This window comes from Schaedlerella arabinosiphila, from assembly GCF_003885045.1.
In the GTDB taxonomy this organism is placed as follows: domain Bacteria; phylum Bacillota; class Clostridia; order Lachnospirales; family Lachnospiraceae; genus Schaedlerella; species Schaedlerella arabinosiphila.
Genome location: NZ_RHJS01000002.1, coordinates 2,922,560 through 2,946,122 on the forward strand (window position 1 = coordinate 2,922,560; position 23,563 = coordinate 2,946,122).

At 47.6% G+C, this 23,563-nt stretch carries 18 protein-coding genes, 2 pseudogenes and 1 CRISPR repeat array; of the genes and pseudogenes, 4 read left to right on the forward strand and 16 right to left on the reverse strand.

Features of this window, described 5'->3' with window-relative positions; genetic code table 11:
- Window positions 1-169: 169 nt before the first annotated feature.
- A complete protein-coding gene (locus EBB54_RS14125) occupies window positions 170-1,534 on the reverse strand; it encodes a sensor histidine kinase (RefSeq protein ID WP_125127881.1) in 1,365 nt (454 codons plus the stop codon).
- 372 nt (window positions 1,535-1,906) lie between these two features.
- Between EBB54_RS14125 and EBB54_RS14130 the strand changes: the two genes are divergently transcribed.
- A complete protein-coding gene (locus tag EBB54_RS14130) occupies window positions 1,907-3,673 on the forward strand; it encodes an ABC transporter ATP-binding protein (RefSeq protein WP_125127882.1) in 1,767 nt (588 codons plus the stop codon).
- A gap of 94 nt (window positions 3,674-3,767) precedes the next feature.
- Here EBB54_RS14130 and EBB54_RS14135 read toward each other — a convergent pair whose 3' ends face one another.
- Complete coding sequence (locus EBB54_RS14135; protein ID WP_125127883.1) at window positions 3,768-5,783, reverse strand: methyl-accepting chemotaxis protein; 2,016 nt, start codon at window positions 5,781-5,783, stop codon at window positions 3,768-3,770.
- Between the two features lie 384 nt (window positions 5,784-6,167).
- On the opposite strand from EBB54_RS14135, the gene EBB54_RS14140 reads away from it, so the two are divergent.
- Window positions 6,168-7,427, forward strand: a complete 1,260-nt coding sequence (locus EBB54_RS14140) for a metallophosphoesterase (RefSeq protein WP_125127884.1) — start codon at window positions 6,168-6,170, stop codon at window positions 7,425-7,427.
- Window positions 7,428-7,429: 2 nt separating this feature from the next.
- Here the strand turns inward: EBB54_RS14140 and EBB54_RS14145 are convergent, their stop codons facing one another.
- Genes EBB54_RS14145 through EBB54_RS14155 form a run of 3 tightly spaced genes read right to left on the reverse strand, consistent with a single transcriptional unit; the run spans window position 7,430 to window position 9,663 of the window.
- Entirely contained in the window at window positions 7,430-8,449 is a 1,020-nt protein-coding gene (locus tag EBB54_RS14145; protein WP_125127885.1) for a hypothetical protein, read from the reverse strand.
- Window positions 8,439-8,666 (reverse strand): helix-turn-helix domain-containing protein, encoded by a 228-nt coding sequence (locus tag EBB54_RS14150; protein WP_016297193.1) that lies wholly within the window; start codon window positions 8,664-8,666, stop codon window positions 8,439-8,441. The genes EBB54_RS14145 and EBB54_RS14150 overlap by 11 nt, the downstream gene beginning before the upstream one ends.
- 19 nt (window positions 8,667-8,685) lie before the next feature.
- A complete protein-coding gene (locus EBB54_RS14155) occupies window positions 8,686-9,663 on the reverse strand; it encodes a hypothetical protein (RefSeq protein WP_125127886.1) in 978 nt (325 codons plus the stop codon).
- Between the two features lie 166 nt (window positions 9,664-9,829).
- Here EBB54_RS14155 and EBB54_RS14160 point away from each other — a divergent pair, with 166 nt between their 5' ends.
- Complete coding sequence (locus EBB54_RS14160; RefSeq protein ID WP_243127670.1) at window positions 9,830-10,261, forward strand: DUF4143 domain-containing protein; 432 nt, start codon at window positions 9,830-9,832, stop codon at window positions 10,259-10,261.
- A 120-nt stretch (window positions 10,262-10,381) separates the two neighbouring features.
- Here EBB54_RS14160 and EBB54_RS14165 read toward each other — a convergent pair whose 3' ends face one another.
- Complete coding sequence (locus EBB54_RS14165; protein WP_125127887.1) at window positions 10,382-10,654, reverse strand: hypothetical protein; 273 nt, start codon at window positions 10,652-10,654, stop codon at window positions 10,382-10,384.
- Between the two features lie 7 nt (window positions 10,655-10,661).
- Here EBB54_RS14165 and EBB54_RS32625 point away from each other — a divergent pair.
- Window positions 10,662-10,909: pseudogene (locus EBB54_RS32625) on the forward strand (IS4 family transposase); the annotation flags it as partial.
- A gap of 381 nt (window positions 10,910-11,290) precedes the next feature.
- On the opposite strand, the pseudogene EBB54_RS32630 reads toward EBB54_RS32625, so the two are convergent.
- The 10 genes and pseudogenes from EBB54_RS32630 to EBB54_RS14220 form a co-directional block, all read right to left on the reverse strand.
- Window positions 11,291-11,530: pseudogene (locus tag EBB54_RS32630) on the reverse strand (IS4 family transposase); the annotation flags it as partial.
- A 209-nt stretch (window positions 11,531-11,739) separates the two neighbouring features.
- Window positions 11,740-13,164: a CRISPR direct-repeat array (repeat unit 32 nt; unit sequence ATTTCAATCCACACTCCCACGCAGGGAGTGAC).
- A gap of 168 nt (window positions 13,165-13,332) precedes the next feature.
- Window positions 13,333-13,623: a CRISPR-associated endonuclease Cas2 gene (cas2, locus tag EBB54_RS14180; RefSeq protein WP_125127888.1), complete on the reverse strand. Its 291-nt coding sequence runs from the start codon at window positions 13,621-13,623 to the stop codon at window positions 13,333-13,335.
- A gap of 6 nt (window positions 13,624-13,629) precedes the next feature.
- Complete coding sequence (cas1c, locus tag EBB54_RS14185; protein ID WP_125127889.1) at window positions 13,630-14,661, reverse strand: type I-C CRISPR-associated endonuclease Cas1c; 1,032 nt, start codon at window positions 14,659-14,661, stop codon at window positions 13,630-13,632.
- A gap of 1 nt (window position 14,662) precedes the next feature.
- The gene (gene cas4, locus EBB54_RS14190; RefSeq protein WP_125127890.1) at window positions 14,663-15,319 is read right to left on the reverse strand and encodes a CRISPR-associated protein Cas4; all 657 of its coding nucleotides are present in this window, start codon (window positions 15,317-15,319) and stop codon (window positions 14,663-14,665) included.
- Between the two features lie 5 nt (window positions 15,320-15,324).
- The gene (gene cas7c, locus EBB54_RS14195) at window positions 15,325-16,176 is read right to left on the reverse strand and encodes a type I-C CRISPR-associated protein Cas7/Csd2 (RefSeq protein WP_125127891.1); all 852 of its coding nucleotides are present in this window, start codon (window positions 16,174-16,176) and stop codon (window positions 15,325-15,327) included.
- The gene (gene cas8c / locus EBB54_RS14200) at window positions 16,173-18,041 is read right to left on the reverse strand and encodes a type I-C CRISPR-associated protein Cas8c/Csd1 (protein WP_125127892.1); all 1,869 of its coding nucleotides are present in this window, start codon (window positions 18,039-18,041) and stop codon (window positions 16,173-16,175) included. The genes cas7c and cas8c overlap by 4 nt, the downstream gene beginning before the upstream one ends.
- A complete protein-coding gene (gene cas5c, locus EBB54_RS14205) occupies window positions 18,016-18,765 on the reverse strand; it encodes a type I-C CRISPR-associated protein Cas5c (RefSeq protein WP_125127893.1) in 750 nt (249 codons plus the stop codon). The genes cas8c and cas5c overlap by 26 nt, the downstream gene beginning before the upstream one ends.
- Window positions 18,766-18,792: 27 nt before the next feature.
- Window positions 18,793-21,216, reverse strand: coding sequence for a CRISPR-associated helicase Cas3' (cas3, locus tag EBB54_RS14210; protein WP_162307142.1), 2,424 nt, complete (start codon window positions 21,214-21,216; stop codon window positions 18,793-18,795).
- 211 nt (window positions 21,217-21,427) lie between these two features.
- Window positions 21,428-22,279 carry an aldo/keto reductase gene (locus tag EBB54_RS14215; RefSeq protein ID WP_125127895.1) on the reverse strand — a complete coding sequence of 284 codons (852 nt, stop codon included), beginning with the start codon at window positions 22,277-22,279 and terminating at the stop codon, window positions 21,428-21,430.
- A 67-nt stretch (window positions 22,280-22,346) separates the two neighbouring features.
- A complete protein-coding gene (locus EBB54_RS14220; RefSeq protein WP_125127896.1) occupies window positions 22,347-23,537 on the reverse strand; it encodes a glycerate kinase family protein in 1,191 nt (396 codons plus the stop codon).
- Window positions 23,538-23,563 lie beyond the last annotated feature (26 nt).

A 23,563-nucleotide genomic window follows, 5' to 3' on the forward strand; every position in this document is an offset into this window, starting at 1 on the left:
ATATGTTCCTCTGATCTGTTTCTAATCGACATGCTTATTTTATCAGCCTGTATTCTGTTTCTGTAAAAAAATGCCTGAATGGGGCAAGGGAATGCCTGAATTGCACAAATACCGGAACGCTTCGGATTTTCCCCGCAGATAAAAGAGAGAAAGCCGGTTCAATCCCCCTTTACGACTCCTGCACCTTCAGCTCCTGGATAAAGAATCCGTCCTGGATGGTGGTCAGCGGCAGAATCCGGTCGTACCGTTCCAGGATTTTTTTATAATTGGCCAGGCCGATCCCCCGGTTCTCCCCCTTCGTGGAATATCCAAGTGTCCCTATCTTGTGGAAATCCACACTGGAATGCATTGTATTTTTCACACGGAACGTCGTACAGCCGCTCTGGCTGCTGATCATCACATGGATCTTACCGTCCTTTTTTCCGCGCACCTCTTCCATGGCGTTGTCCAGCAGAATCCCCAGGCAGCGGCACAGATCCGTGCTGCGCAGCCCGGTCTTTTCAAAGGGCTTTAAAACCTCCAGCTCGCAGTGGATTTCCTCCTCCTGCATGACCTTGAGCTTCTCCAGAAAGAGGCCCTTCACCTCGGCCACGCGGATATTGGCAAGCTGGTTCATGATGCGGATCTGGCTGCCCACCTGCATGTCAAAATCCGACGTCATTTCCTGTATGTAGGACTGGATGGCCTCCAGATCCCCTTCCTTTGCCTGCATGTACATGCCGGACATCATATTTTTAAAATCATGCCGAAACCGGCACACCTCCCTCTGAAGCCCTTCCAGATTCTCGATGTAAGCCTCCTGCTGCCGCAGGCTGACATTCTGCTCTTCGATCCGTTTTTTCTGCTGCTCCCTGAGCCCGTCATATACGAAGATCAGGTAAAGGATCAGAATGAAGAGCATCGTTGACATGGGGTTGTAGTCCTGGAACCTTTCACTTTTTTCGATCAGTCCCTGCAGCAGCCGGGACGCAATCGGGGAAAATGCCATAAAAACCAGAACCCCGCCCCGAAGCTTTTGGCTCTCCCACTGCCTGTATATTTTCCCGGCCTTTGTTTTATTCAGAAGAAGGACTACCAGAATAAAAGCCAGAGGCGTCGCAATCCATTCGTAAAACAGATATTCCCTCCGCTCCGCAGGATTTCCCAGGTCGTAGATCCTGTTCGGAGCGAAAAAGTCCTGGAAGTTCCAGGCCAACAGATACAAAAGATTGTGAAAAGCTGCCGTTGCCATGCAGATTCCATACGGTTTTCTGTACATCACACGCAGCACCAGCATATATCCGATGATCTGGATATATTCAATCATTACTCTCCCGATGTGAGGTTCCCAGTAAAATGCCCCTGTTTTATAGAGAACCGTTGAAAGGAACGAAACCCAGAAAATAAACAGAAACAGGGAAGAGAATATGGTATATTTCTGCTTTTTGGTTTTGTTGGGGATCTCCCCCAGAAGCTGAAATGATACGCAGACAAAAAAGAGTGCGGTCTCACTCAAGCTGAGCAGATTGCCGCACATCACCTGAAAAAATGTCATTTTTCTTTACCTCCGGCATATGGATTTATCTGTCCATGTTTGTATTATACTAATTTTTCTGCCGTTTATCAACCCGGTCTGAATGCCGAAGGGGCTGCCGGGAAACAGCCGGTCGCACTTACTGTTCACACGGTGTCGTGCACCTGCTGCACGGCATCCGGCCAATAAAGTATCAATGAGAGCTATCACGTAAACGGTATTCAATCCTCAAAGATATTTTCTGTTGCTTTTAGCGCATATATCGTATACACTGGTATCAGCCATAGGGATCTGCCCGCGGAAACGGCGCATTGCTGTCTATGGCTTAACAAAGCTCAGCCCTTTGCGGAAACAATTCCCGGGGCATCGTAAACTATACATATGGAGGATGTTATGTCAGCGGATCAAAAAGAATATACGACCAAAGAATTGATGCAGCGGTTTTATCCCTATTATAAAAACCACACCCGGGTGCTTGCGGCGGACCTGTTCTGTGCATTTCTTACCACGCTCTGCGAGATGGTGCTTCCCATGATCATCCGGTTTATCACCAATACCGGTATGCAGGATCTGGCGATGCTGAGTGTGGACGTGGTAGGGAAGATGGCCCTGCTCTATCTGGTGCTGCGGGTCATCGACTGCATGGCCAATTATTATATGGCGGATATGGGGCACGTCATGGGCGCCGCCATCGAGACAGATATGAGAAGGGATGCCTATTCCCATCTGCAGAAGCTGTCCAATACCTATTACAACAATACGAAGGTGGGGCAGATCATGGGGCGGATCACCAACGACCTGTTTGATGTGACGGAGTTTTCCCACCACTGCCCGGAGGAATTTTTCATTGCGGCGGTCAAGGCGGTGATCTCCTTTGTGATCCTCTCCTCCGTGAACCTGCCTCTGACCCTTGCGATCTTTATCATCGTTCCGGTCATGGCCTATGTGTGCATCAAACTGAACCAGCGCAGCAGAAGGGCCTTCGCCAAACAGCGGGTCCAGATCGGGGAGCTGAACGCTTCCATTGAGGACAGCCTTCTGGGACAGAAGGTGGTGAAGGCATTTACCAATGAGCCTGTGGAGATTGACAAATTTGAAAAGGGAAATGTAAAATTCTACGATATCAAGAAGGAAACTTACAAATACATGGCCGCATTCCAGGCTTCCACCCGCGCCTTTGACGGGCTGATGAACCTGATCGTGGTCCTGATGGGCGGCATTTTCCTCGTCAAGGGATATATCACCGCCGGGGATCTGGTAGCCTATGTGATGTACGTGTCCACGCTGATCGCCACCATCCGCAGGATCATCGAATTTGCGGAGCAGTTCCAGAGAGGGCTCACCGGCATTGAGCGGTTTCTTCAGATCATGGACGCGGACGTGGAGATCTTTGACGAGCCCGGGGCAAAAGAGATGGGGGTGCCGAAGGGGGATATTTCTTTTGAGGATGTCTCTTTCGAATATCCGGACGACCACAACACCGTATTCCGGCATCTGAACCTGACCGTGCACGCGGGGGAAAAGCTGGCCATCGTGGGGCCCTCCGGCGGCGGAAAGACCACCCTCTGCAACCTGCTCCCCCGGTTCTACGACATCACGGATGGGGTGATCCGGATCGACGGGGAGGATATCAAGGCATTTACGTTAAAGAGCCTGCGGAAAAATATCGGCATCGTTCAGCAGGATGTGTACCTGTTTTCCGGCACGGTGATGGAAAATATTTTATACGGGAATCCGGACGCCTCCAGGGAGGATGCGGTGGAAGCCGCAGAAAAAGCGGGCGCGGATGCATTTATCCGGGAATTGAAGGACGGATATGATACCTATGTGGGCGAGCGGGGCGTGAAGCTCTCCGGCGGCCAGAAGCAGCGCATCAGCATTGCCCGGGTCTTTTTGAAGAATCCGCCCATCATGATCCTGGATGAGGCCACCTCGGCGCTGGACAATGAGAGCGAATTTGCGGTGGCGCAGTCGCTGCACCACCTGTCCGAGGGCCGGACGACGATCACCATTGCCCACCGGCTTTCCAGCATCAAGAACTCGGACCGGATTCTGGTGCTCACCGACCAGGGGATCACGGAGGAAGGGAACCATGAAAGCCTGATGGCGCAGAGAGGGACCTATTATCAGTTCTATACGATGGCGGAACGGCTGAAGTGACAGGGGACGAACGGGGCAGGCAAAATGCCTGCCCTATCTTTGCACCCGCCATACGCCGCGTGCCAGCCCTTTTTCAGGAATCGCCCGCCGTATCCTACCGTGCTTTCAGCCGGAACTTAGACACCAGCTCCCGCAGCATATTTGCCTGGCCGGACAGCTCTTCGCTGGCCGAGGCGCTCTTCTCCGCCGTCGCCAGGTTGGACTGTACCACACCGGAGATCTGGTCGATCCCGCGGATCACCTCCTCCGTAGCTTCCGCCTGCTTTGCAGAGTACTCCGCGATTCCTTCGATCAGCTTGTTGACCTCGTCCGCCTGAGCCACCACGGCCATCATGGATGCCGCCGTATCCTCCGCCGCGCTGCTCCCCTCTTCCACGGCTTCCACAGTTTCTTCAATCAGAACCGTCGTATTCTTGGCCGCCTCAGAGGATTTTCCTGCCAGGTTGCGCACCTCGTCCGCCACCACTGCAAAGCCTTTTCCCGCCGCGCCGGCACGGGCCGCCTCCACGGCTGCATTTAAGGCCAGGATATTGGTCTGGAACGCGATGTCCTCAATGGTCTTGATGATATTGCGGATCTGGGCCGACTTACCGCTGATCCTCTGGATCGCATCATTCATGTGCTGCATCTTCTCATTACTTTCTAAAATCCTGCTGCCTACATCCTGTGAGATCTGGCTGGCTTTTCTTGCCCCCTGGGCCGTCTTCTGGATTCCGTCGGACACCTGGCTGATGTGGGCTGCAAGCTGTTCCACCGAATCATTCTGCTGGACGGAGCCCATGGAAAGGGTCTGCGCCCCTTCGGAAACGTATCCCGAGCCCTCCGCCACCTGCCCGGAGGCCACATGGATCTGCCCAATGGTCTGGTTCAGGAACCGGGTAATGCTTTCCAGAGATTCCTTGATTTTCGAAAATTCTCCCACATACTCATGGGACAGGGTGATATCCAGATTCCCCCGTGAAATCTCCTGCAGCTTCTCCGAAATCTCGTTGATATAATCGATATATTCCCGCAGCCGCAGCACGGTTTTTTCGAAATTATCCGCCAGCTCTCCCAGCTCGTCGTTGGATGTATGGTGGATCGTCTGTTCCAGCTCCCCGGCCGCGATCCTGGCCGCCACTTTATTGAGCTCTGCCACCGGCCTGCCGATGATCCTTCTCACGAGAATGATCACCAGGATGCTGGTAATCAGGACGGCAAGGACCGATACGGTTGACATAATACCGGTCAGCACATTCAGATCCGCAAGCACCTCCGCCTTCGGAACATATACGACTGCAGCCCAGTCGCTGTTCGGCACTTTCACAGCCTGAATATAGGTACCGCCGTCGAAAAGGGACAGTCCATAATCTCCGTCTTTGATCTGTTTTGCGGCATATGCATACATATCTCCGTTAAATTCGCTTAAGAGCCGTCCCGTGATCTCCTTGTCCCGATGGCCGATGATGGTATCCGTGCGGGTGTCTACGAGAAATACCCCGCCGGTCTCCTCCAACTGGATCTCTGCCACAATGTCCGAGATCGCGTCCAGATACACATCCGCCGCCGCAACACCGCGGGCCTCTCCGTCCTTTCCTTTGAGCATTCCCGAAGCCCCTACCACATAGGACTGGCTGTCTTCGTCAAAATATACGTCTCCCAGTATAAAATCTTCCGACTGGATGCCGTCCTGATACCAGGATTTTTCCAACGAGTTAAAATCCGGTCCGGGCACAAACGTCGCGTGATACAGGGAACCGTCCGTCAGCGCCACATACAGCCCGGCCGGATATGCGCTGTTCTGGCCCACGGTATGCCGGATATACTCCTCCATCTCCGGGATATCCATCTCTTCGTATTCTATGGTGTCTCTCTGCATGTCCAGCATGGTCAGCGTCTTGTTCATCCACGCCGTGGTCTCCTGGGTCACTTTGCCGGTCGTCTCCTGGATCAGTTTTTCACTTTTATCCAGCAGTGTATCGGAAACCCTGCGGTATACCAGTGTCAGCAGCACCGCGACCATAATCATGATGGTCGCTACGATTGCCCCGACCAGCTTTGCTGCAATTCTCCCGCTGTGCCTCCTGACTGCTGCCGGCCGACTGTTCTCCGCTTTTGTTTTTCTCTTCATAGTCTTTTCTCCTCATAAACACTCACTCTAGCTGATGCCCACGAATACATGAATGATATCTGATGCGTTTCCCGTGAACACAATCCTTAGGTAATTATATCTGGTTTAAATTATAACTGATTCCATCGAAAAACACAATGCAGGAGTGGAAAATACACTGCTCTTAAACCAACTCGTTGACTTTCCGCAGATACATCTCTATAATGGAATCACCCGGCAAATCACAGATCTGTTTCCAAGTTCCGCTTACCATTTGTGAGCAGGATCTTTCGGGAGACATTTCCGGCCGGCGCATCGTCAGAAAATACACGATACGAAAGAAACTGCCAGGGCAGCCCCGGCAGACAGATTCAAAAAATAAATAAAAAGCGAGGAAAGAAAAACATGGATGAAACGAAAATAAAAAAGGTTCCAAAGCGGATTCTCCGGCTTGAGAATGTGCATTCCATCGGCGTGATCGGAGATCCGGGATGTGAAGGGCTTGGAACTTACAATATGAAGGTATATGCGGGTTCCCTGGAAGAAAGCGCCAAGGATGATATTACGCTGATAGTGGGCGACCTGGTTCCTGCCGGGACGGATCACTATTACCAGGTAATCCGGGACATGACGGAAACCCTTGCCGAAAACCCGGTCTACTGTCTCCGCGGGAATCACGACACGGGAGAATATACGAACTATTTCGGGGAGAAAAATTACGCGCTGCTGGCGGAGCATTTCGCCGTGGTTGTGCTGGACAACGCCCTGCGCACCTTTGAGGAGGACGGGCTTACCCTCCTCTCAGAGGTTCTTGCAAGGGAAGACGTGGAGCAGGTCATCATCGCGTTTCACATCCCGGTTCCCAACCATTTTATACAGAACTGTGTCTCTGAGGAGGAATTTTCCCGTCTGCGCAGAGCTTATGAGCCATGGAAGGAAAAAGTCAAATACCTGCTCTGCGGGCATGTACACTCCCGCTTCATCGACGTTGTGGACAGCATCCCGCTGATCTGCACCGGAGGCGGCGGAGCCATGATCGAGGATGTGTCCAAAGACATCAAAGCCTGTGACGTAGAACACCACATCATTCATTTTTATGAAAAGGACGGGGGTCTGGACTATCGGATCGCCGACCTTTCCGAGGACTGCTATGGACGGGAGAGCGAAAACGGCGTGTTGAACCAGAATCTGAATGAAACGGTGTCAGGAGAATTAAAGGCGCATTTCCAATACCTGATGTTTGCGGACCGGGCGGACCGCAGGGGTTATCCCCGGATCGCCAATCTGTTCCGCGCCCTGGCGGCCTCCGAATACCATCACGCCCGGAATTTTTATTCCATCCTGGAACGTCCCGCCGCTTTTATGGAATCCGTCGGAACCTTTCTGCCGGGAGAAGAATTTGAATATAAGCATCTGTATCAAATGGTGGCCGCTTATGCGGCGGAGCACCGCAGCCCTCTCACCGAACAGGCTTACAAAGGCGCGGCGGCCGCGGAAAAGGTGCATGCGGCCCTGTTAGAGCAGGCCAGGGATGTACCGGGCTTCGGAGAAAAGACCGTCTATGTCTGTCCGATCTGCGGGTATGTCATGACGGAAACGTCTGTTTCGGAGCGCTGCCCGGTATGCGGCGGGCCGAAAAAACAATTTGAGGTATTCGAAAGCTGACCTCAAAGAATGTTCGTTTCCTGCTTCACCACGATCCCATCCTCCCGGGCGCGGTACGATGTCAGATAAAGTTCCCCCTCCGCGGGTAAACTGAATGCCTCCCGGGAGACCGTTTTTTCTCCCGAGGGGCCTTCCTTTTCCGTCTCCACCAGAATATACTCGGCGTCCTCTTCCGCAGCCAGCTCCTGTGGCATGTCCTCCGGCCGGTAGTCCTCCTCTTTCAGGACGCGGTGCCTGGAGTCCATCTGGCAGACCTTGATCCGTACTGGTCGATCCATAAATGTGTAGCGCACGTTCAGACTGCTTGTTTCAGTCTTCGTTTTCCCGTTTTCCGTGACCGTCGTCTCTTCGCTGAGGGCGCTGGAAAATTCCAGCCCCTCCGGAGAATCCCCGCTGGCGGAAACCCCGCGTCCCTGGGACACGTAGAGATTTCCGTCTGCCGTCTGATACACCGGATTGGCATAAAAGGCTGTCGGTTTGTTCCCGTTTCCGGAAACAATATAAATTGTCCCGCTGATACTGCGCTCCTCCCCGTCGTCCAGCACATTGTAGCGGATATCCAGGTCGGAAATGCCTTCCGTACAGACGTTTCCCCAATAGCTTTCGCCGTTTTCCATCGTCCACAGCGGGGTCAGCATCTGGATGCCGTCCAGATCCCCGAAGGAAATCTCCCAGAAAGCGGGATCCTCCCCTTTGCTTTTATCAATCTCTGCGTAAAGTTTTCCACCATGGACGGATCGGATTCCCCGATCTGTGTCCGGCGGGAACCCTTCCGTTCCTTGCGCCGAAAGCAAATCCAGAAATTCCCTGGTGATCAGAACCCCGATCATCCGGTCTTCTCTGCTTTCCTCCCCCGCATCCAAAACCGCCAGAGAGCAGCCGCAGAGGGAGAAAATCAGAAACAGACACAGGATACACGCAAAAAACCTGCTGCCGACAGATTTTCCGCCTGCTGTAATCTTCCTGATCTCCATAAATCCCGAAGCTTCACCGGCCCGTAAAATGTACTTTTTACTGTTCATCTTCCTCCTCCAGCTTTCCGTCAAATTTTAAAATATCGCCTACGTCGCACCGGAGAAAATAGCAGATCCGGTTGATGGTGTGAAAGCGGACGCCTTTCGCTTTCCCGCTGCGCAAAACTGACAGATTGGCTTCTGTGATATTGACCAGTCTGCACAGTTCCTTTGACGTCATTCCCCGGTCTTTTAAAACCTCTTCCAGACAAACCTTGATTCCCATAATCTCCGTCCTTCAAATTTTATATAATCAGGTCGTGCTCCTTTTTCAGCTTCTGAGCCTCCCGTATGTACCGCGCTGACAGCAGCGCCGCCAGTACAAACAGGATGGACAAAACCGGCACATGGATCACCAGATCCATCCGGTAAAGTCCGGCGCCGAATAAAACCTGCAGCACATTGAACATCACGTCCGCCCCCGCCGTAATCCCCAACGCCTTCGCGCAGAACCCGGCCAGACGGTCCGCCAGCTCCGCCGCCGCATCCCCCCAGCGGTCTGCTTTCAAAGCGGCCAGCAGCCTGCCTGCCCAAAAGACGATGCCCAGGTCAAACACATAGGGCAGAACATCGACCAGATAACCGAGTCCGAAAAACAGGCAGGTCAACCCCACGCTTTGCGCCCCCTGAGCCGCCCCGTCCGCATACAGGCCGCCGCTGACGTTTCCCATATCCCGCAGGGAGTTCAGAAGGCGGTCCAGGTTCTGTCCGAATATGAGATACACAAAGACCATTTTCAGAAACCCTAAAAGCCCCTGCAGAACCGATTCCAGCGTTTCCGGCCTGGCCCTCCGGCAGACCGCCAGTACCCGGATCACCAGATAGCCGGACAAGGCGGAATAAAAGGTACAGCCCAGCAGCCATTTTCCCGTTCCCGGAACAGCAGATACAATGAGGCCGGGATTGACCATATAATAAATCACGGCCAGCAGCAGGACCGAAAGCGCCGGCAGCAGATGATCAACAGCCAGCAGTCTGCCCTGTTTTTTCAGGAGCAGCCAGGCAAGGCACGGGAGAAGGCCCAGTGTGAGATACAGTACAATTGCCGCCGCATTTCCGGCTGTCCCGGACAGGGACATCTGCCGGAGCACATAGCCGGCCTGCTCAAACGGAAAGGCTGCAAGGCTGGTGAAGCCTCCGAAAAAGCTTGTCCGCAGGAAGCAGAACACCACGCAGGCGGCAGCTTCTACAGCCAGGATCAGGGTCATTCCTCTTCTTTTCATAGGCCCTCCTTAATTATTGTTTTACGATAATTTCTTATATTCATCATAGCATAAAATTATCGTTTGTCAATAATTTTTTATGGACTTTCTGCGCTGTTGTTGATAATTCGAGAAATTAGTGGTAGACTATACAAAAAAGTATCGACGGAAACGTCGCAAGTACGAGGTGAAAGGAAAGACCTACTTTAAATATCCTAACAAATACTATTACACGGATATTGGCCTTCGTAATGCCAGATTGGATTATCGTCAATATGATCCTGGACATATTATGGAAAACATCATCTATAACGAACTTTTACGTCGAGGATATTCCGTTGATGTTGGTGTTGTGGCCGACCGTAACGGCGGTGCAAATGTGCAAAAGGAAATTGACTTCGTCGTAAATGATGCAGATAAAAAAATCTACATCCAGTCAGCTTTCCAGAGAGATACAGCAAAAAAAGAATCCTCTGGACTTGCATCATTGATGCTGACAAAAGACTTTTTCAAAAAAATCATTGTCCGAATGGATATTCCTCATAACTTCTATGATGAAAACGGAATTTTCCATTGCAGCCTGATAGACCTGCTGCTTGGTCGTGTGGAATTGTTTTGATCAATAAGCCAAGCAGATAACAGAATTACTTTTTAGGAGTGGCCCTTCTGAGTTACTCCTATTTTTATTGCCTGGGGAAGTATTGTATTCTGCTCTGATCGCTGTCAAATCACAATAATTTTAATCCCAATTTCTGTTTGAAACGATCAGGCTATATTTTCCCGTACCGCCAATCTTTTTTCCAATCCCCATATCTACACCATTTTTACAGACTATGCCCCCTTCCATCGTCTCCCCCGTGGCCCCCGCAAAGAGCTTCGCATTGCAGGCTCTGTATACCATCATGTAAAACGTTGGATTCAGATAGACCAGGTCATTGGGAATGTATATATACCCTACCAGCGCCATCAGAAACACCAGTACAAAAACATCGACAATATTGCTCAAAGGCAATCCAATAATCTCCTCAGCATTGAAAGCATCTAATGCCTATAAGAAAAAAGCATTACCGTTATTAAGGTTTTTCAGTATCTTTTTCTGCTAATTTTTTCTAACAGAAGTATGTATATGAGCCTGATCACTGGACAAAATATTCCCGGATTTGCTAAGGATACTGTGTATCGGTTCATGAAGATGCCCCAGATTAACTGGATACGTTTTACAACTATGCTGGCTTCCCGGATTATCAGATATACTATACTGCACTTATTTTAAGCCACAAAGCCGCTTGAGTGTTTCTTCATCACCAGCATATTAGAATGCGATATCATCTTTAAAAACAGATTTATCGCTTTCGCTGAGCTTGTGCAGGGCATCACGTTTCATCTCCTCTATTATCTTTGCATAAAAATTCTTGCCAGTCTTTCACAGTCCGCTAGTATCCGGCTGACATTGTCACTGGACATTTTTTTCGGCCCCTATTACGGCAGGTATAAAATTTCCTTTCTCCCAAAAATGGATGTCAACCTCTCCCTTTCCGGTATATTCCAAGTCTTTCCGTTTTAATAACAGAATCTCATTAATACGTGAGCTGCTTTCATACATTACAGAAAGAAGAAAACGTCCCCTTACGGAATCCCTGTTCCCGCTCACTTGTTCAAGTACTGCTCCGGGAGTATTTCGTCCAGTGGTCAGGTTCATATGCATACTTCTGGTAGAAAAAATCAGCAGAAAAAGATACTGAAAAACCTCAATAACGGGAATGACTTTTTTCTTATAGGCATTAGATGCTTTCAATGCCAATGAGTCATGGAATCTTTTTAAAAATTTTCCGATAGATTTTGAAATCTGCTTATCATTCTGGTTTGCTTGTGTTATACTTTTATTCATAGCATGAGTCTCCGGTTTTAATTGTTTTTCGGCAACTCAATTATACCAAACCAGACGGTTTCATGCTATTTTATTGCCAGTTTTTATTGAATTTTCATGGTACAGGCACTTATTAAAGTGCGAAGTTTGAGTTTAGTATATATTGTGCAAGATATACTCCCACACAGGGAGTGACGATGCCCTTCCCATGTTTGATCGCATAATAAGTAATTTCAATCCACACTCCCACGCAGGGAGTGACGCAGCAGGCGTAACAGCTTCCAGGGTGACACTCGATTTCAATCCACACTCCCATGCAGGGAGTGACTCATCTGCTTCTTTACTGTCCTGCAGTGCCGTCTTATTTCAATCCACACTCCCACGCAGGGAGTGACTTGATTCGGATGATCTGTCTGAGAAGATATACCAATTTCAATCCACACTCCCACGCAGGGAGTGACGATCAGAGTTTCCAGGTTTTCGGTCATGTTATAGATTTCAATCCACACTCCCACGCAGGGAGTGACGCTACATCAGATTTTAGTGATGCCGTACTGTGTAATTTCAATCCACACTCCCACGCAGGGAGTGACGATTGCCATTGTTTTGTTTTCCTCCGATAATCTCATTTCAATCCACACTCCCACGCAGGGAGTGACGATTATGCAATATATTTTATACCGATTCTTACCATTTCAATCCACACTCCCACGCAGGGAGTGACCTTCCTGCGTCCATGCACGCATTTTGGGTTTGATATTTCAATCCACACTCCCACGCAGGGAGTGACGACGCCCCTGACGTTTCTCCATCTGCATGACTTCCAATTTCAATCCACACTCCCACGCAGGGAGTGACAATGATGGGAGCGGATACAGCAGCAACAAAGAGGGATTTCAATCCACACTCCCACGCAGGGAGTGACGCAGGTGCTTTTTGTTTACCTAAAAATACAAAAATTTCAATCCACACTCCCACGCAGGGAGTGACCAGCGATACAAGCCGGGACTGTTACTGCCGGAATATTTCAATCCACACTCCCACGCAGGGAGTGACTTCCAGCCGCTCCATTAAAATGCACGCCAGCACCATTTCAATCCACACTCCCACGCAGGGAGTGACGAAACATGCATGCATATGGAGCCTTTGCAATTGTGATTTCAATCCACACTCCCACGCAGGGAGTGACCTATGCAACGATGGAAGCGCATGCCAAACAGATGATTTCAATCCACACTCCCACGCAGGGAGTGACAGAGACGTACTGATATTCATTCAAAGTTATTTTTCATTTCAATCCACACTCCCACGCAGGGAGTGACTTTATGCAGTGTTGGAACATATGCCATTAAGGCAATTTCAATCCACACTCCCACGCAGGGAGTGACGGGATATGAAGTAAGCTTTGAGCAGACTTCTTTAATTTCAATCCACACTCCCACGCAGGGAGTGACATGCTGTAGAGCGCTGATCCAAATGTATTCTGTAATATTTCAATCCACACTCCCACGCAGGGAGTGACGCAAAGCATTGATCGTAAAAGTGCCGATCCCACGATTTCAATCCACACTCCCACGCAGGGAGTGACCAGGGATTGCCCGGTCGGGAAAACGTAGGAAGCCGATTTCAATCCACACTCCCACGCAGGGAGTGACAGCAAATATGCACAATAATACCAATTTCTCTTGCACACATTTGTCAAAACTTAACAATTTTTATACCTGCTTCACAAAATCCATTTCTTAATATCCCAATTTTCTATCATTCTTTCTTCTTTTTCCAGTGCGAACCTCCCGCCTATCTATGTAAACTAATAGTTCGCACTACAAAATAAGCACCCCTTCCTGATTAATACTGGCTTTTATTCCATAGTGTTCAATTTTACTCTTATAATTGTTTCCTAAATAGTAAAATCTCAAACTATCTTTCTCCAAATCCACAATCTCCAGTAATTGTGCTTTCAGTAATTTACATTGGCCCGGGTCTAAAATACATTCAAATACCGAATTTTGTACCCGCTGCCCATGATTTACACATTGTTTTGCTACTTTGCGCAAACGTGCCCTTCCTTTTGCGCTTTCCGTATTTACATCATATGTAATTAGTACAAGCATAATCCCTCATTTCCACAAAAACGGTGGATAACCGTCTATATCGCCCCGCAGGTATCTTGCAAGCAACAGTGCCTGCACATGCGGAACCAGACCCCAACATATTTTTTCCTGTAGATAAGGGTGGGTAATCTGCCCCCGCTTGTGCTCCTGCCAGGCAGTAATAAACTTCTTTCTTCCGTCGTCTGTAAACTCTACCGCACCGCTTTCTGATCTCCGGAAGTGTTCTTTTCGAATCTGCCGGTTATTAATAAGCGTTAATACAAACCGATCCACCAGCACAGCACGCATTTCTTCCATCAGATCCAATGCCAGTGATTTTCTTCCTGGCCTGTCTCTATGCAAAAAACCAACATAAGAATCCAGCCCGACTCCTTCTAATGCCCCTGCACAGTCATTTGCAAGCAGCGTATAGCCAAAAGACAACATTGAGTTGACGTTGTCTAATGGCGGGCGCTTATTTCTTCCCCGAAAATAAAATTCCTCTTTTTGATTCAATATGAGTTCGTCAAATACATCAAAATAAACTGAAGCGCATTCTCCCTCCATCCCACGGAGGGAATCCAGGTCTTCCGCCTGTTTTATTTTCGTCATTTCATTTGTTAAATACTGAGCCGCTTTCCTGCATCGTTCTTCATCTACCCTGAGCACATGATCCCGCAAAGTCCGATCTATACTCCATCTACAATTGAATACTTTTCCCAGAATCAGATTTCTGGCAATCAGACAACTATCTGTTTTATGATCCGATATCCGATATTGTTGTTTTCTCAATAGCACGTTTCCCTGATTCTCACCGACAACTCTACAGAGAAATTTTCCAAAAGGACTGAAAAATGCAAGATGGATTCCTCTTTTCGCACATGCTCCCATGAAAACCGGGGTTGCCCCATTGTAAGTAAAGCATACAATGCTCTCCAATGTGTGTAGTGGAAACTGCCCGACCTTTTGCTTGTTTATCTCAACACATACCGTTTCGCCATCTAATGACAAAAAGGCATTTTCAGTTGTAATAAACAGTGTATTCAACAGTTTTCGCATTTTATTCCCTCAATAAACTTTTCTCAATATAATCTTCTATTGTTTTTACCCTTCCTAACTTCGGTATGCAGATTTCTTTCAACGAACAGGCATTACATCCCTTCTGCGGTTTTACCTTTGGCGTATATCCTTTGTTCCACAGATCATGCATTTCTTTTGCCATATCATAGACCCGCTCCCTGAGCTGCTCCGTAAATTCCACATTTTGTCTCCGACGACTTTCTCCATAAAATAAACTGCCAGACGGTATTTGGCATAAAAGCATCTCTTCAAGGCAGATTGCCTGACCGCATAACTGCAATTCATCGGCATCGTTTGTTTTTGGTTTTCCTTTCTTATACTCTACCGGGTATGGCTTCCAATAGCCCTCATAAGAAGATAATGAAATTCCATTGTCTGACTTATGGAACTCTACTACATCACAGATCCCCGACATCCCTAACTGTGCCGATTTGATATGGAGCCCTCTTGTTATAAGCAGATCTCCTCTTTTTTCAATACGGTCATTATCATGTGCCACCGCATGAAATAGATTTCCATCCACTGTCCGTTCATTCTCTGCCCATTGCTGTTCAATATGAATCAGAGCCCACTGTCTTCTGCAATATGCAAAATGCTGCAGTCCAGATAGCATTAAATACTCATCTTCCTTATACATTTTCTTTACATACCCTCAATAATCTCTGGTTCCAGTTCCGGAAGATTTTCTAATTGAATGTCGTAATCCTCTACTGAAGAAGGAATCAATACATCTTCCTTCAAGGTGATTTTCAAAGAATCATGTACCTTTGCCGCAGAATATTGTCCGATCTTATTATTATGTTTCCACCAGTATACAGAAACCACTTCCATACTTCCATCTGGTCTTGCCGAAGACGCATCATTGATGAAAAGTGTACAAAGCGCCTCTTTCAGCATATTTGCATCCTCCTCAGAGAATCCTGTTTTCTCCGCCAGCTGAACATTGACCGAGCCTTTTATCCGATATAACCCAAATTCCACAAAATGCTTCGTCCCCATTGTATCTGAGCTTTTTCCTTCCGCTGGTTCGCTATTGACACTTTTTGTAATCTGCATACTGTTAATATCTACCGGGGAACAGCTGATTGCCTGATGGATTGATACTGGTCCCCTGACTCCCACGGAAACACTATCTTTTTTATCCTTGCTCTTCTTAAACGCAAACACCTGCCCAAACATACGCACATCAATCCATTTTTCGCAGGCTTTCTTCGCATATTCATCATTTGATTTATATTCTGTAATATTTCCAGAGGCTCTTTCGCTCAATGAAGTATATTCGTCATCGCTGCGTTCAGCTGACTGTACAAAAACAGATTCACCCATGTCCTGCAGACGGTTTCTAATCTTTCTTTTGATGCAGACATCAGAAATTTCCCCCTGTCCGGTGTAAGTTGTTCTGGGACGGTTTCCATTTAACGGATCTCCATTTGGATTTGCGTTGGCTACTTTTACTAATACCGTAAAATCAATCTTATTCTGTAAACTGCTCATTCTTCTGTACCTCCAATTTCTTCTTTTTTCTTATTCAGTTCTGCTCTTTGTAAATAATACCCCAATAAATAGTCTTCTTTTAGTCCCTGATTCAGTATTCCCGCGTCTTCTTCTCTAAATGAGCTGACAATTCCGCTGATCAACCCTCTATAATATTCTCTTGATCCAGGTCGTAACTTCTGAAAATATGGATTTAACAACCCCTCCAATATCTTCCATGTCTGCATCGGATGATTCACATAAGCTGACTGTAAACGGATTGCATTGGGATCACGGGTCTCTCCTCTGTCATAGGTTCTTCTCTCTACCATTTCACATATGGCCAGCAGCCTTCCAAACAAATAGCTTCGATCCTTGTTTTCTAAATCCAACTTCATCTTTTCCTTTTCTTCCTGCCTTTCTCCCGTTTTTTCATAATGAAATTTACTGATCATTGCACAAGCCGTAGACAACACCCGTTCTCTGTTCCCTCGCGTATATGCCAATGGAGACGATGCACGGAGCATTAAAGCATGTATGATGTCAAATGGAACCTGCTTTCTTTCCAACATACATTTTACAAGACGCTGTGTCTGCTCTTTCAGAACTTTATCATCTACTTTTATAAAATTCTCTCGCTCTCGTCCAAACGCACATTCTACGATTCTCCGAAAGATTGGTGTATGAATTGTGTAATATGGTTGCTTTTTCTCGTTGAATTTAATATATTTCCAATTGCAGGTTTGGCCCCAGTAGATCATATTCGCCAGGAAATCCGACGCGGCCAGTTCGTGATAATAGGTGACCGAAAGCCGCCCTGTTGTCGCCGCGTCCAACCCCATCACAATAATCGAATCCATTTCTTCGAATTGGTCCTGATATCCCTGAAATGCTTTTTTCAGTTTTTTTCGATAAGAAATGTCCGTATCCAGTATTCCCTCATCCTCAATCAAACCGAGTTCATCAAATAAATCCGGTGTTTTCTTTCCTTCTGGATTCCAACAGATAAAAGTCCTTTTATTCTGACTTCCGATCGGCACCCCCTGCTTTTTCACGAGCCAAGTCAACGCGCTGTGTATTTTCTGAGATGCTTCATAACTTAATGCATAAGACTGCTCCGCATCCCGGAATCTTCCCCGGTAAGTATATCCCTGGGGGTCATTTGCCGATACCAGCTTTGCTCCATAATCCGATGCTACGATTCCTCTTGGATGATTCGTGGAAATCGTATTCTCTTCACCTGATAAATAACAAACATCCTTTTTTCCCTGTTGCCTGTTTAAATAATATTTTGTATAAGTCTGTATCAAAGAATCATCTTCCCATGTACAGTCACGCCCTTGTCCTTCCAAAACCCGAAATCTGACTATCACCTTTTCATAAGGCTGACCGCTGATTTTTTTCTTTTCAAATACCCCGTCTTCTCTTACCTCAATAAAACCAGCTTTGACAAGGTCTGAAATCAGCATTTCCTTTACAAGATAATTATAAATAATCCGTACCTTCGGATGCGAATCCTCAGATTCCGCCCACCTTCTCAGGTTCTCAATATAAGACTTAAATTTCTCCTGGGCACTCTTTTTCTGCTCCGCATTTTCACAATGTGACGAAAAATCCCCCGCTATATAGGGAAGCATGTCACTTAATGCATGAGGTGCTATCAACTTGCCCGATCTGCTTGCAGATGCCTCCGTAACCGGAATCAGCGTAGCCGTTTCTTTTTTATCTATATTTACTGCCCCTTTAAATTCTCCTTCATGGTCTAATGTAATCTCTACCTGAGCATTCGCATTCATATGTGCGATCGGAGTCAGCTGAATCTCTGACTGCTGCCCTTTTCCTATATTTTTTTCATAGGTTTTATAAAGTTGGCTCATCCATGACATCCAATCCCCCTCCTTCCTCGCTGACCATTGAAAAATTGCCGGCTGCCTCGTCAAATTGTTTCATATTCATCTCTCTTACCGGACGGTGGATACATTCCCATGGAGGCAGAAATGAAATTACACCCTCCTTCATGACTGCCTGCCAGAGCCGCACGCTCATTTTCCCCTTCGTTTCTTCCGAAAATGCTTCATCCGCATATGTAATCCCATGATACATCATCCCAAAACTCAATTCTGGAAGGTGATCATAGAATCCCTCTTCTTCCCCAAAAACACAAGGTCTTACATATCCCTGGCATTCTCTGGTTCCCAAAAAAATATCTCTTCTCCCACCACGTTCGATCATCCTTTTCGCAATATTATGATGCTTATTTTCATTACGGTCCTTTTCCAGTTCCGGACGGTTCTCATTCCAGATAAAGTGTGCCAGTATCTGATATCTGCAGTCTTTTAAATATGTATAATAAGACAGATCGTTATCATCGTTGTAATATTTGATCGGGCGCACTCCTTTTGTCTCCGTCTGGATCGGGTTCATGATTCGCACTTTATCTATGATCCAGATGAGTGTAGGCTTCCAATATACGCTTTGCAAGATCCCTTTCAGCGCTTCATATGTTGGAACCTGATATGTAAACTTCTCTCCTCCCACACGGGTAACCGGATCTGCAAAGAGTCCATAATCTCCAGTCACCTCAAATTCCACCGAATTTCTGTGTTTCATTTCTTCCTCCCTTCTATCCTGAACCACTCATAAAATATAATGTTCAACCGCCTGTTCCTCCACAACCATCAAGCCAAAGCAGCTGTCATATGCCTGGCTGTCAAGCACTTTAGCCCTGCCTTCAAGAATATGATATAAGAGTCCTGCCTCATCCAGTTTTTTCTTTTGCCATTCATAAATGCTGACCATATACTTCTTAAGCTGTCTCATAATCTCTTTGTATTTTTCCAGATCAAACCACTCTTCTTCCATCATTTTCAACTGACGGATCAAATACTCTCCCTGTCCATAGGGAACCAAAACATCCATTGTATTCTGATCAAATACGGTAAATGTTTTTCCTATATATTTAAATGGCTGATGCAAAACAAATTTTTTATTTTTTTCATTTCTGGCATTGCCGTTGGAATTGGCCAGAAGATCCGCCAGATAAATCTTGATCCCGCAGTCCATGACCGGATATTTTATTTCCCCTTTTGTTTCCTCAAATAAATACCGGTAAAACTGTCTGGCTGATTTTTCTTCGATCAATGATCCCTTTTCTGCTTCCCAGGTCTCCAATACTTTCCGGGTACTGTCCTGGGCATGTTTTATGTCTTTCAGCATACTTAGGTTTTCATTCTTCAGATAAATCAAATATACCTTTCCCAACTGTCCGTATTCATTTCCTCGGTTACATCTTCCTGCCGCCTGTGCCAGATTATCAATCCCTGCCAGAACACGAACAACGCACGCAAAAGAAATATCAATTCCCGCTTCAATCAACTGCGTAGAAATACAGATTACTTTCTGACGCTGAACACTATTTTTTGAAATACTCTGCTGTACGGCATGCAGACTTTCTCTCAACTGCCTCAACACATTCTGCCTGTGATCCTGACACATCGCCGTAGACAGATGAAATATCTTCCATCCCTGAATCTCTGCCTTTTCCTGTAAATTTTGAAATAATGTTCTTGCCTCTGCTTTCGTATTACAAACTACCAGAAGCGAATCATACTCTTCCATCCTATCCTGACAAAAGCCGGCACACTCATTCCTGTCCATGCCATAAGCGTCCACGTGAGGGATTATTTCTGCCCGCTGAAAGACCTGCATCTGCTCCTTATTTAGCCTAACCAGATCCGAATTTTCCGCAAGCTTCAACGGCCATTTCAACTCCTCAAAACATGGCTGTGTAGCCGAAGACAATACGATCGTTGCATTACAATACTGGCATAAAAAATTCATCGCCATATTGAACATAAATGTCATTTTCTTTGGCAGTGACTGAATCTCATCAATCACAATCACACTGTTGCATAAAGCCTGCATCCTCCCTATTGACGAGGTCCCATCCGAAAAAAGAATATCCGACAGCTGAACCAAAGTAGAGACCACTACAGGAAAATTCCAGCTTTCTGCCAGAAATTCATATCTGTCTGTTTCCTCACCGTTTTCCTTTTCCCTGATCACATTAGAATGATGTTCCAATATCTCACTTTTATTTGGAAGGAAGTCTTGGATTACTTTTACATTCTGGTCAAGAACGCTCAACAAAGGAATAATAAATATAATCCTCTTTTTGTTATATTTTTCTGCATGCGCTAACGCATATCGCAAGGTACATAATGTCTTTCCGGCTCCTGTAGGAACATTTAACCGGTAAATTCCCGGCATTCTTTCTGACGCCTCCAGGCATTGCGCGGAAATACATTGCCTTACCTGATTCAAAGTCGTAGACGAATCCATTTGTCCCAACTTCGTTTCAAAATATGCTCTTCTGCTTTTCCAATCTGATGTAGAGACCTGTGGAGTTTTTCTCTGCCGCATAAACTCACTGGTATCTCTTCGGTCTCCATAAATAACAGAAGATAGCACCATTCTGATCAGCATACTAATCTGAAAAAAAACTTCTTTCGAATCCGAATGGTATTCCTCTTTTGCGATAGCAAAAAAATCTTTTATCTCCTGTACCGCTATCTGAAAATGTCCATCAACAGTATCTTCCTCCGCGATCTCTGCGTAAAAATTATTTACCGCTTCTTGGTAACAGAGAATCTCCCTGTCTTTCTGCAAACGATGCAAAAAGCCATTTTCTCCATCCAGATCCACACAATCAAACATACCATGATGGGAACCAACAGCATAGCCAATCACTTCACACGCCATACGCTCCATCGTCGTATTATGATATTTTTCAAGTAGCCATACAACACCAGCAAATGTATGGTTTACACTCCCTCTTTTCACTTCTTTTCCCTGATATGCATCTTCCAGATATGTCACAAATTCCGACTTTGCTTTCCCCATATCATGTAATAGACCTGCCAGATACGCGGTGTGATATAATTTCGCATTTCCAATACTTTCAGAAGCATATTCCGCAACCTGAAAACAGTGTTCTTTTAAACCCTGTTCCCTTCTCTCGCCGTCAATATTGGTCAGGTGTGCCAGAAAATACATATCCATATCCCTCCCGCCTTTACCAACCCGCAAAAAAACAGGCTGCTCATCTACCATAAGATTCTCTATTCTATTCGCCACTATTCATTATTATCTGACATTTTAACACAAAAATCAAATATTTTTTTACTCATTCTTCAACTCCGCCGAAAGAAAAAGAGCATGACGAATGCCATACTCTCCAAATTAAAATGATAACCTGTATACAATTTTTCTGTCACACGATATCCAGATACGTCTTATGATCCGGCGCGGGAAATGCCTGATCTATTTCCGCCAGTTCCTGCTCTGAGAATCGGATATCCAATGCTCCGGCATTTGCCTCCACATGTGCGCTCTTCCCGCTTCTGGGGATCGCGATCGTATGTTCCCGCTGCAGAACGAATGCCAGCAAAAGCTGTAGCACCGTAGCCTGATGCTCTGCGGCGATGCGTTTCAGAACCGGATGATCCACAAGCCCTCTCTGCAGCTCCCCGGCCTGGGCCAGCGGGCAGTATGCCATCAGGGCCACATCGTGGGCGTCCATCCAGGGCTTCAGAGAATACTCGATTCCCCGGGAACCAAGATGGTACAGGACTTGATTGACCAGACAGTTCTTTCCCTCTGGAAGAGAGAACAATTCTTCCATGTCGTCGGTATCAAAATTGGACACGCCCCAGGCCCGGATCTTTCCTTCCCTGACCAGTTCCTCCATACATTCTACCGTTTCCCGCAGCGGGATATTTCCTCGCCAGTGGAGCAGATACAGATCCAGATAATCCGTGCGCAGCAGGCGCAGGCTGTGGTTGATGCTTCTGCGGATCCGCTTTTCTCCGGCATTCTGGGGCAGTACCTTGGATACCAGGAAAAGCTTCTCCCGATCCAGGCTGCGGATGGCCTGCCCTACCAGCTGTTCGGCCAAGCCGTTTCCGTACATTTCCGCGGTATCGATCAGTGTCATTCCCTGCTCGATCCCGGTCTGCAGGGCGCGGATCTCTTCCTCACGGGCCGATAGCTTTTCCCCCAGATACCAGGTTCCCAACCCCAGCTTCGGAACCGATACTCCATTTTTTAATGTGATATATTCCATATTCTTCATCTCCTGTTTACAATGATTCCCGGCTGCGGTTCGGCAAGTGGGTTGGGGGATTCTATATTCACACAGACAGCGCCCGGAACACCTGCTCTACGGACAACTCCATATTCTCCCTGGCGTTCTCCAGAACCATGGCCTCATCCAGTGTCGTCACGCCCCGGACGATGGGGAAAAATGCGTCGATCCCCGCAGCGTTGCACTCTCCCGCGTCCTTTGTGACACCTCCGGCAAATGCCAGCACCTTTGCGCCGTATTTTTTCGCCAGCCGGGCCACGCCTACCGGCACCTTGCCCATGGCGGTCTGGAAATCCAGCCTGCCTTCCCCGGTGATCACGATATCCGCGTCCTTCACTTCCTGCTCCAGCCGGATCGCGTCCAGCACAATATCAATCCCGGACTGTAACTCCGCATTAGGAAGATAGCTTAAGAACGCAAAGCCAAGTCCGCCTGCGGCGCCTGCTCCTTCCGCCATCCTGTGATCCTGGCCGGTAAATTCCTGTGTCTTGTCTGCAAAATGCTTCATCTTCTCGTCAAAGCTCTGTTTTTCTTCTTCCTTAACCCCCTTCTGCGGCCCAAACACATACACCGCGCCGTTGTCGCCGCAGAGCGGATTTTTCACGTCGCAGGCAATGCGGAAATGGCATTCCTTCAATGCGTCCGGCACATGCTTTGCGGTGATCGACGCGATCCTGTCCAGATCCCGGATCCCCGGCCGGATGGGATTGCCGTCCCCGTCCAGAAATTCGTAGCCCAAGGCCTGGAGCATCCCTGCGCCGCCCTCGGTTGTGGCGCTGCCGCCGATCCCGATGATCAATTCCCGGCAGCCCCGGCCTACCGCATCCAGGATCATTTCACCTACGCCGTATGTAGTGGCTCTGGATGGGTCCAGCTCTTCTCTTTTTATTAAAATGATTCCGGAAGCCTCCGCCATCTCCAGCACGGCGGTTCTTTTGTCTCCCAGGATGCCGTATCTGGCTTCCGTTTTCTCTCCCAGCGGGCCGGTTACCGGAACGGTCACATATTCCCCGCCCAGACCTTCCACCAGCGCCTCTGTAGTTCCTTCCCCGCCGTCTGCCAGAGGTTTTACAACAATTCTGTCTGCGCCGCAGGCTCTTTCAATTTTGTCCGCACCGCAGGCTCTTTCAATTCCATCTGCACCGCGGGCCCTTTCGATCCCGGCCTTCGCCGCGCAGCCCGCTTCCATGGAGCTCATACTTCCTTTAAATGAATCGATTGCGATCACGACCTTCATATCGTTTCCTCCTAAAACCAATCCGC

Coding starts and splice junctions, on each gene's coding strand:
- EBB54_RS14125 (WP_125127881.1), bottom strand. CDS start 1,534: ATGACATTTTTTCAGGTGATGTGCGGCAATCTGCTCAGCTTGAGTGAG.
- EBB54_RS14130 (WP_125127882.1), top strand. CDS start 1,907: ATGTCAGCGGATCAAAAAGAATATACGACCAAAGAATTGATGCAGCGG.
- EBB54_RS14135 (WP_125127883.1), bottom strand. CDS start 5,783: ATGAAGAGAAAAACAAAAGCGGAGAACAGTCGGCCGGCAGCAGTCAGG.
- EBB54_RS14140 (WP_125127884.1), top strand. CDS start 6,168: ATGGATGAAACGAAAATAAAAAAGGTTCCAAAGCGGATTCTCCGGCTT.
- EBB54_RS14145 (WP_125127885.1), bottom strand. CDS start 8,449: ATGAACAGTAAAAAGTACATTTTACGGGCCGGTGAAGCTTCGGGATTT.
- EBB54_RS14150 (WP_016297193.1), bottom strand. CDS start 8,666: ATGGGAATCAAGGTTTGTCTGGAAGAGGTTTTAAAAGACCGGGGAATG.
- EBB54_RS14155 (WP_125127886.1), bottom strand. CDS start 9,663: ATGAAAAGAAGAGGAATGACCCTGATCCTGGCTGTAGAAGCTGCCGCC.
- cas2 (WP_125127888.1), bottom strand. CDS start 13,623: ATGCTTGTACTAATTACATATGATGTAAATACGGAAAGCGCAAAAGGA.
- cas1c (WP_125127889.1), bottom strand. CDS start 14,661: ATGCGAAAACTGTTGAATACACTGTTTATTACAACTGAAAATGCCTTT.
- cas4 (WP_125127890.1), bottom strand. CDS start 15,319: ATGTATAAGGAAGATGAGTATTTAATGCTATCTGGACTGCAGCATTTT.
- cas7c (WP_125127891.1), bottom strand. CDS start 16,176: ATGAGCAGTTTACAGAATAAGATTGATTTTACGGTATTAGTAAAAGTA.
- cas8c (WP_125127892.1), bottom strand. CDS start 18,041: ATGTCATGGATGAGCCAACTTTATAAAACCTATGAAAAAAATATAGGA.
- cas5c (WP_125127893.1), bottom strand. CDS start 18,765: ATGAAACACAGAAATTCGGTGGAATTTGAGGTGACTGGAGATTATGGA.
- cas3 (WP_162307142.1), bottom strand. CDS start 21,216: ATGGATATGTATTTTCTGGCACACCTGACCAATATTGACGGCGAGAGA.
- EBB54_RS14215 (WP_125127895.1), bottom strand. CDS start 22,279: ATGGAATATATCACATTAAAAAATGGAGTATCGGTTCCGAAGCTGGGG.
- EBB54_RS14220 (WP_125127896.1), bottom strand. CDS start 23,537: ATGAAGGTCGTGATCGCAATCGATTCATTTAAAGGAAGTATGAGCTCC.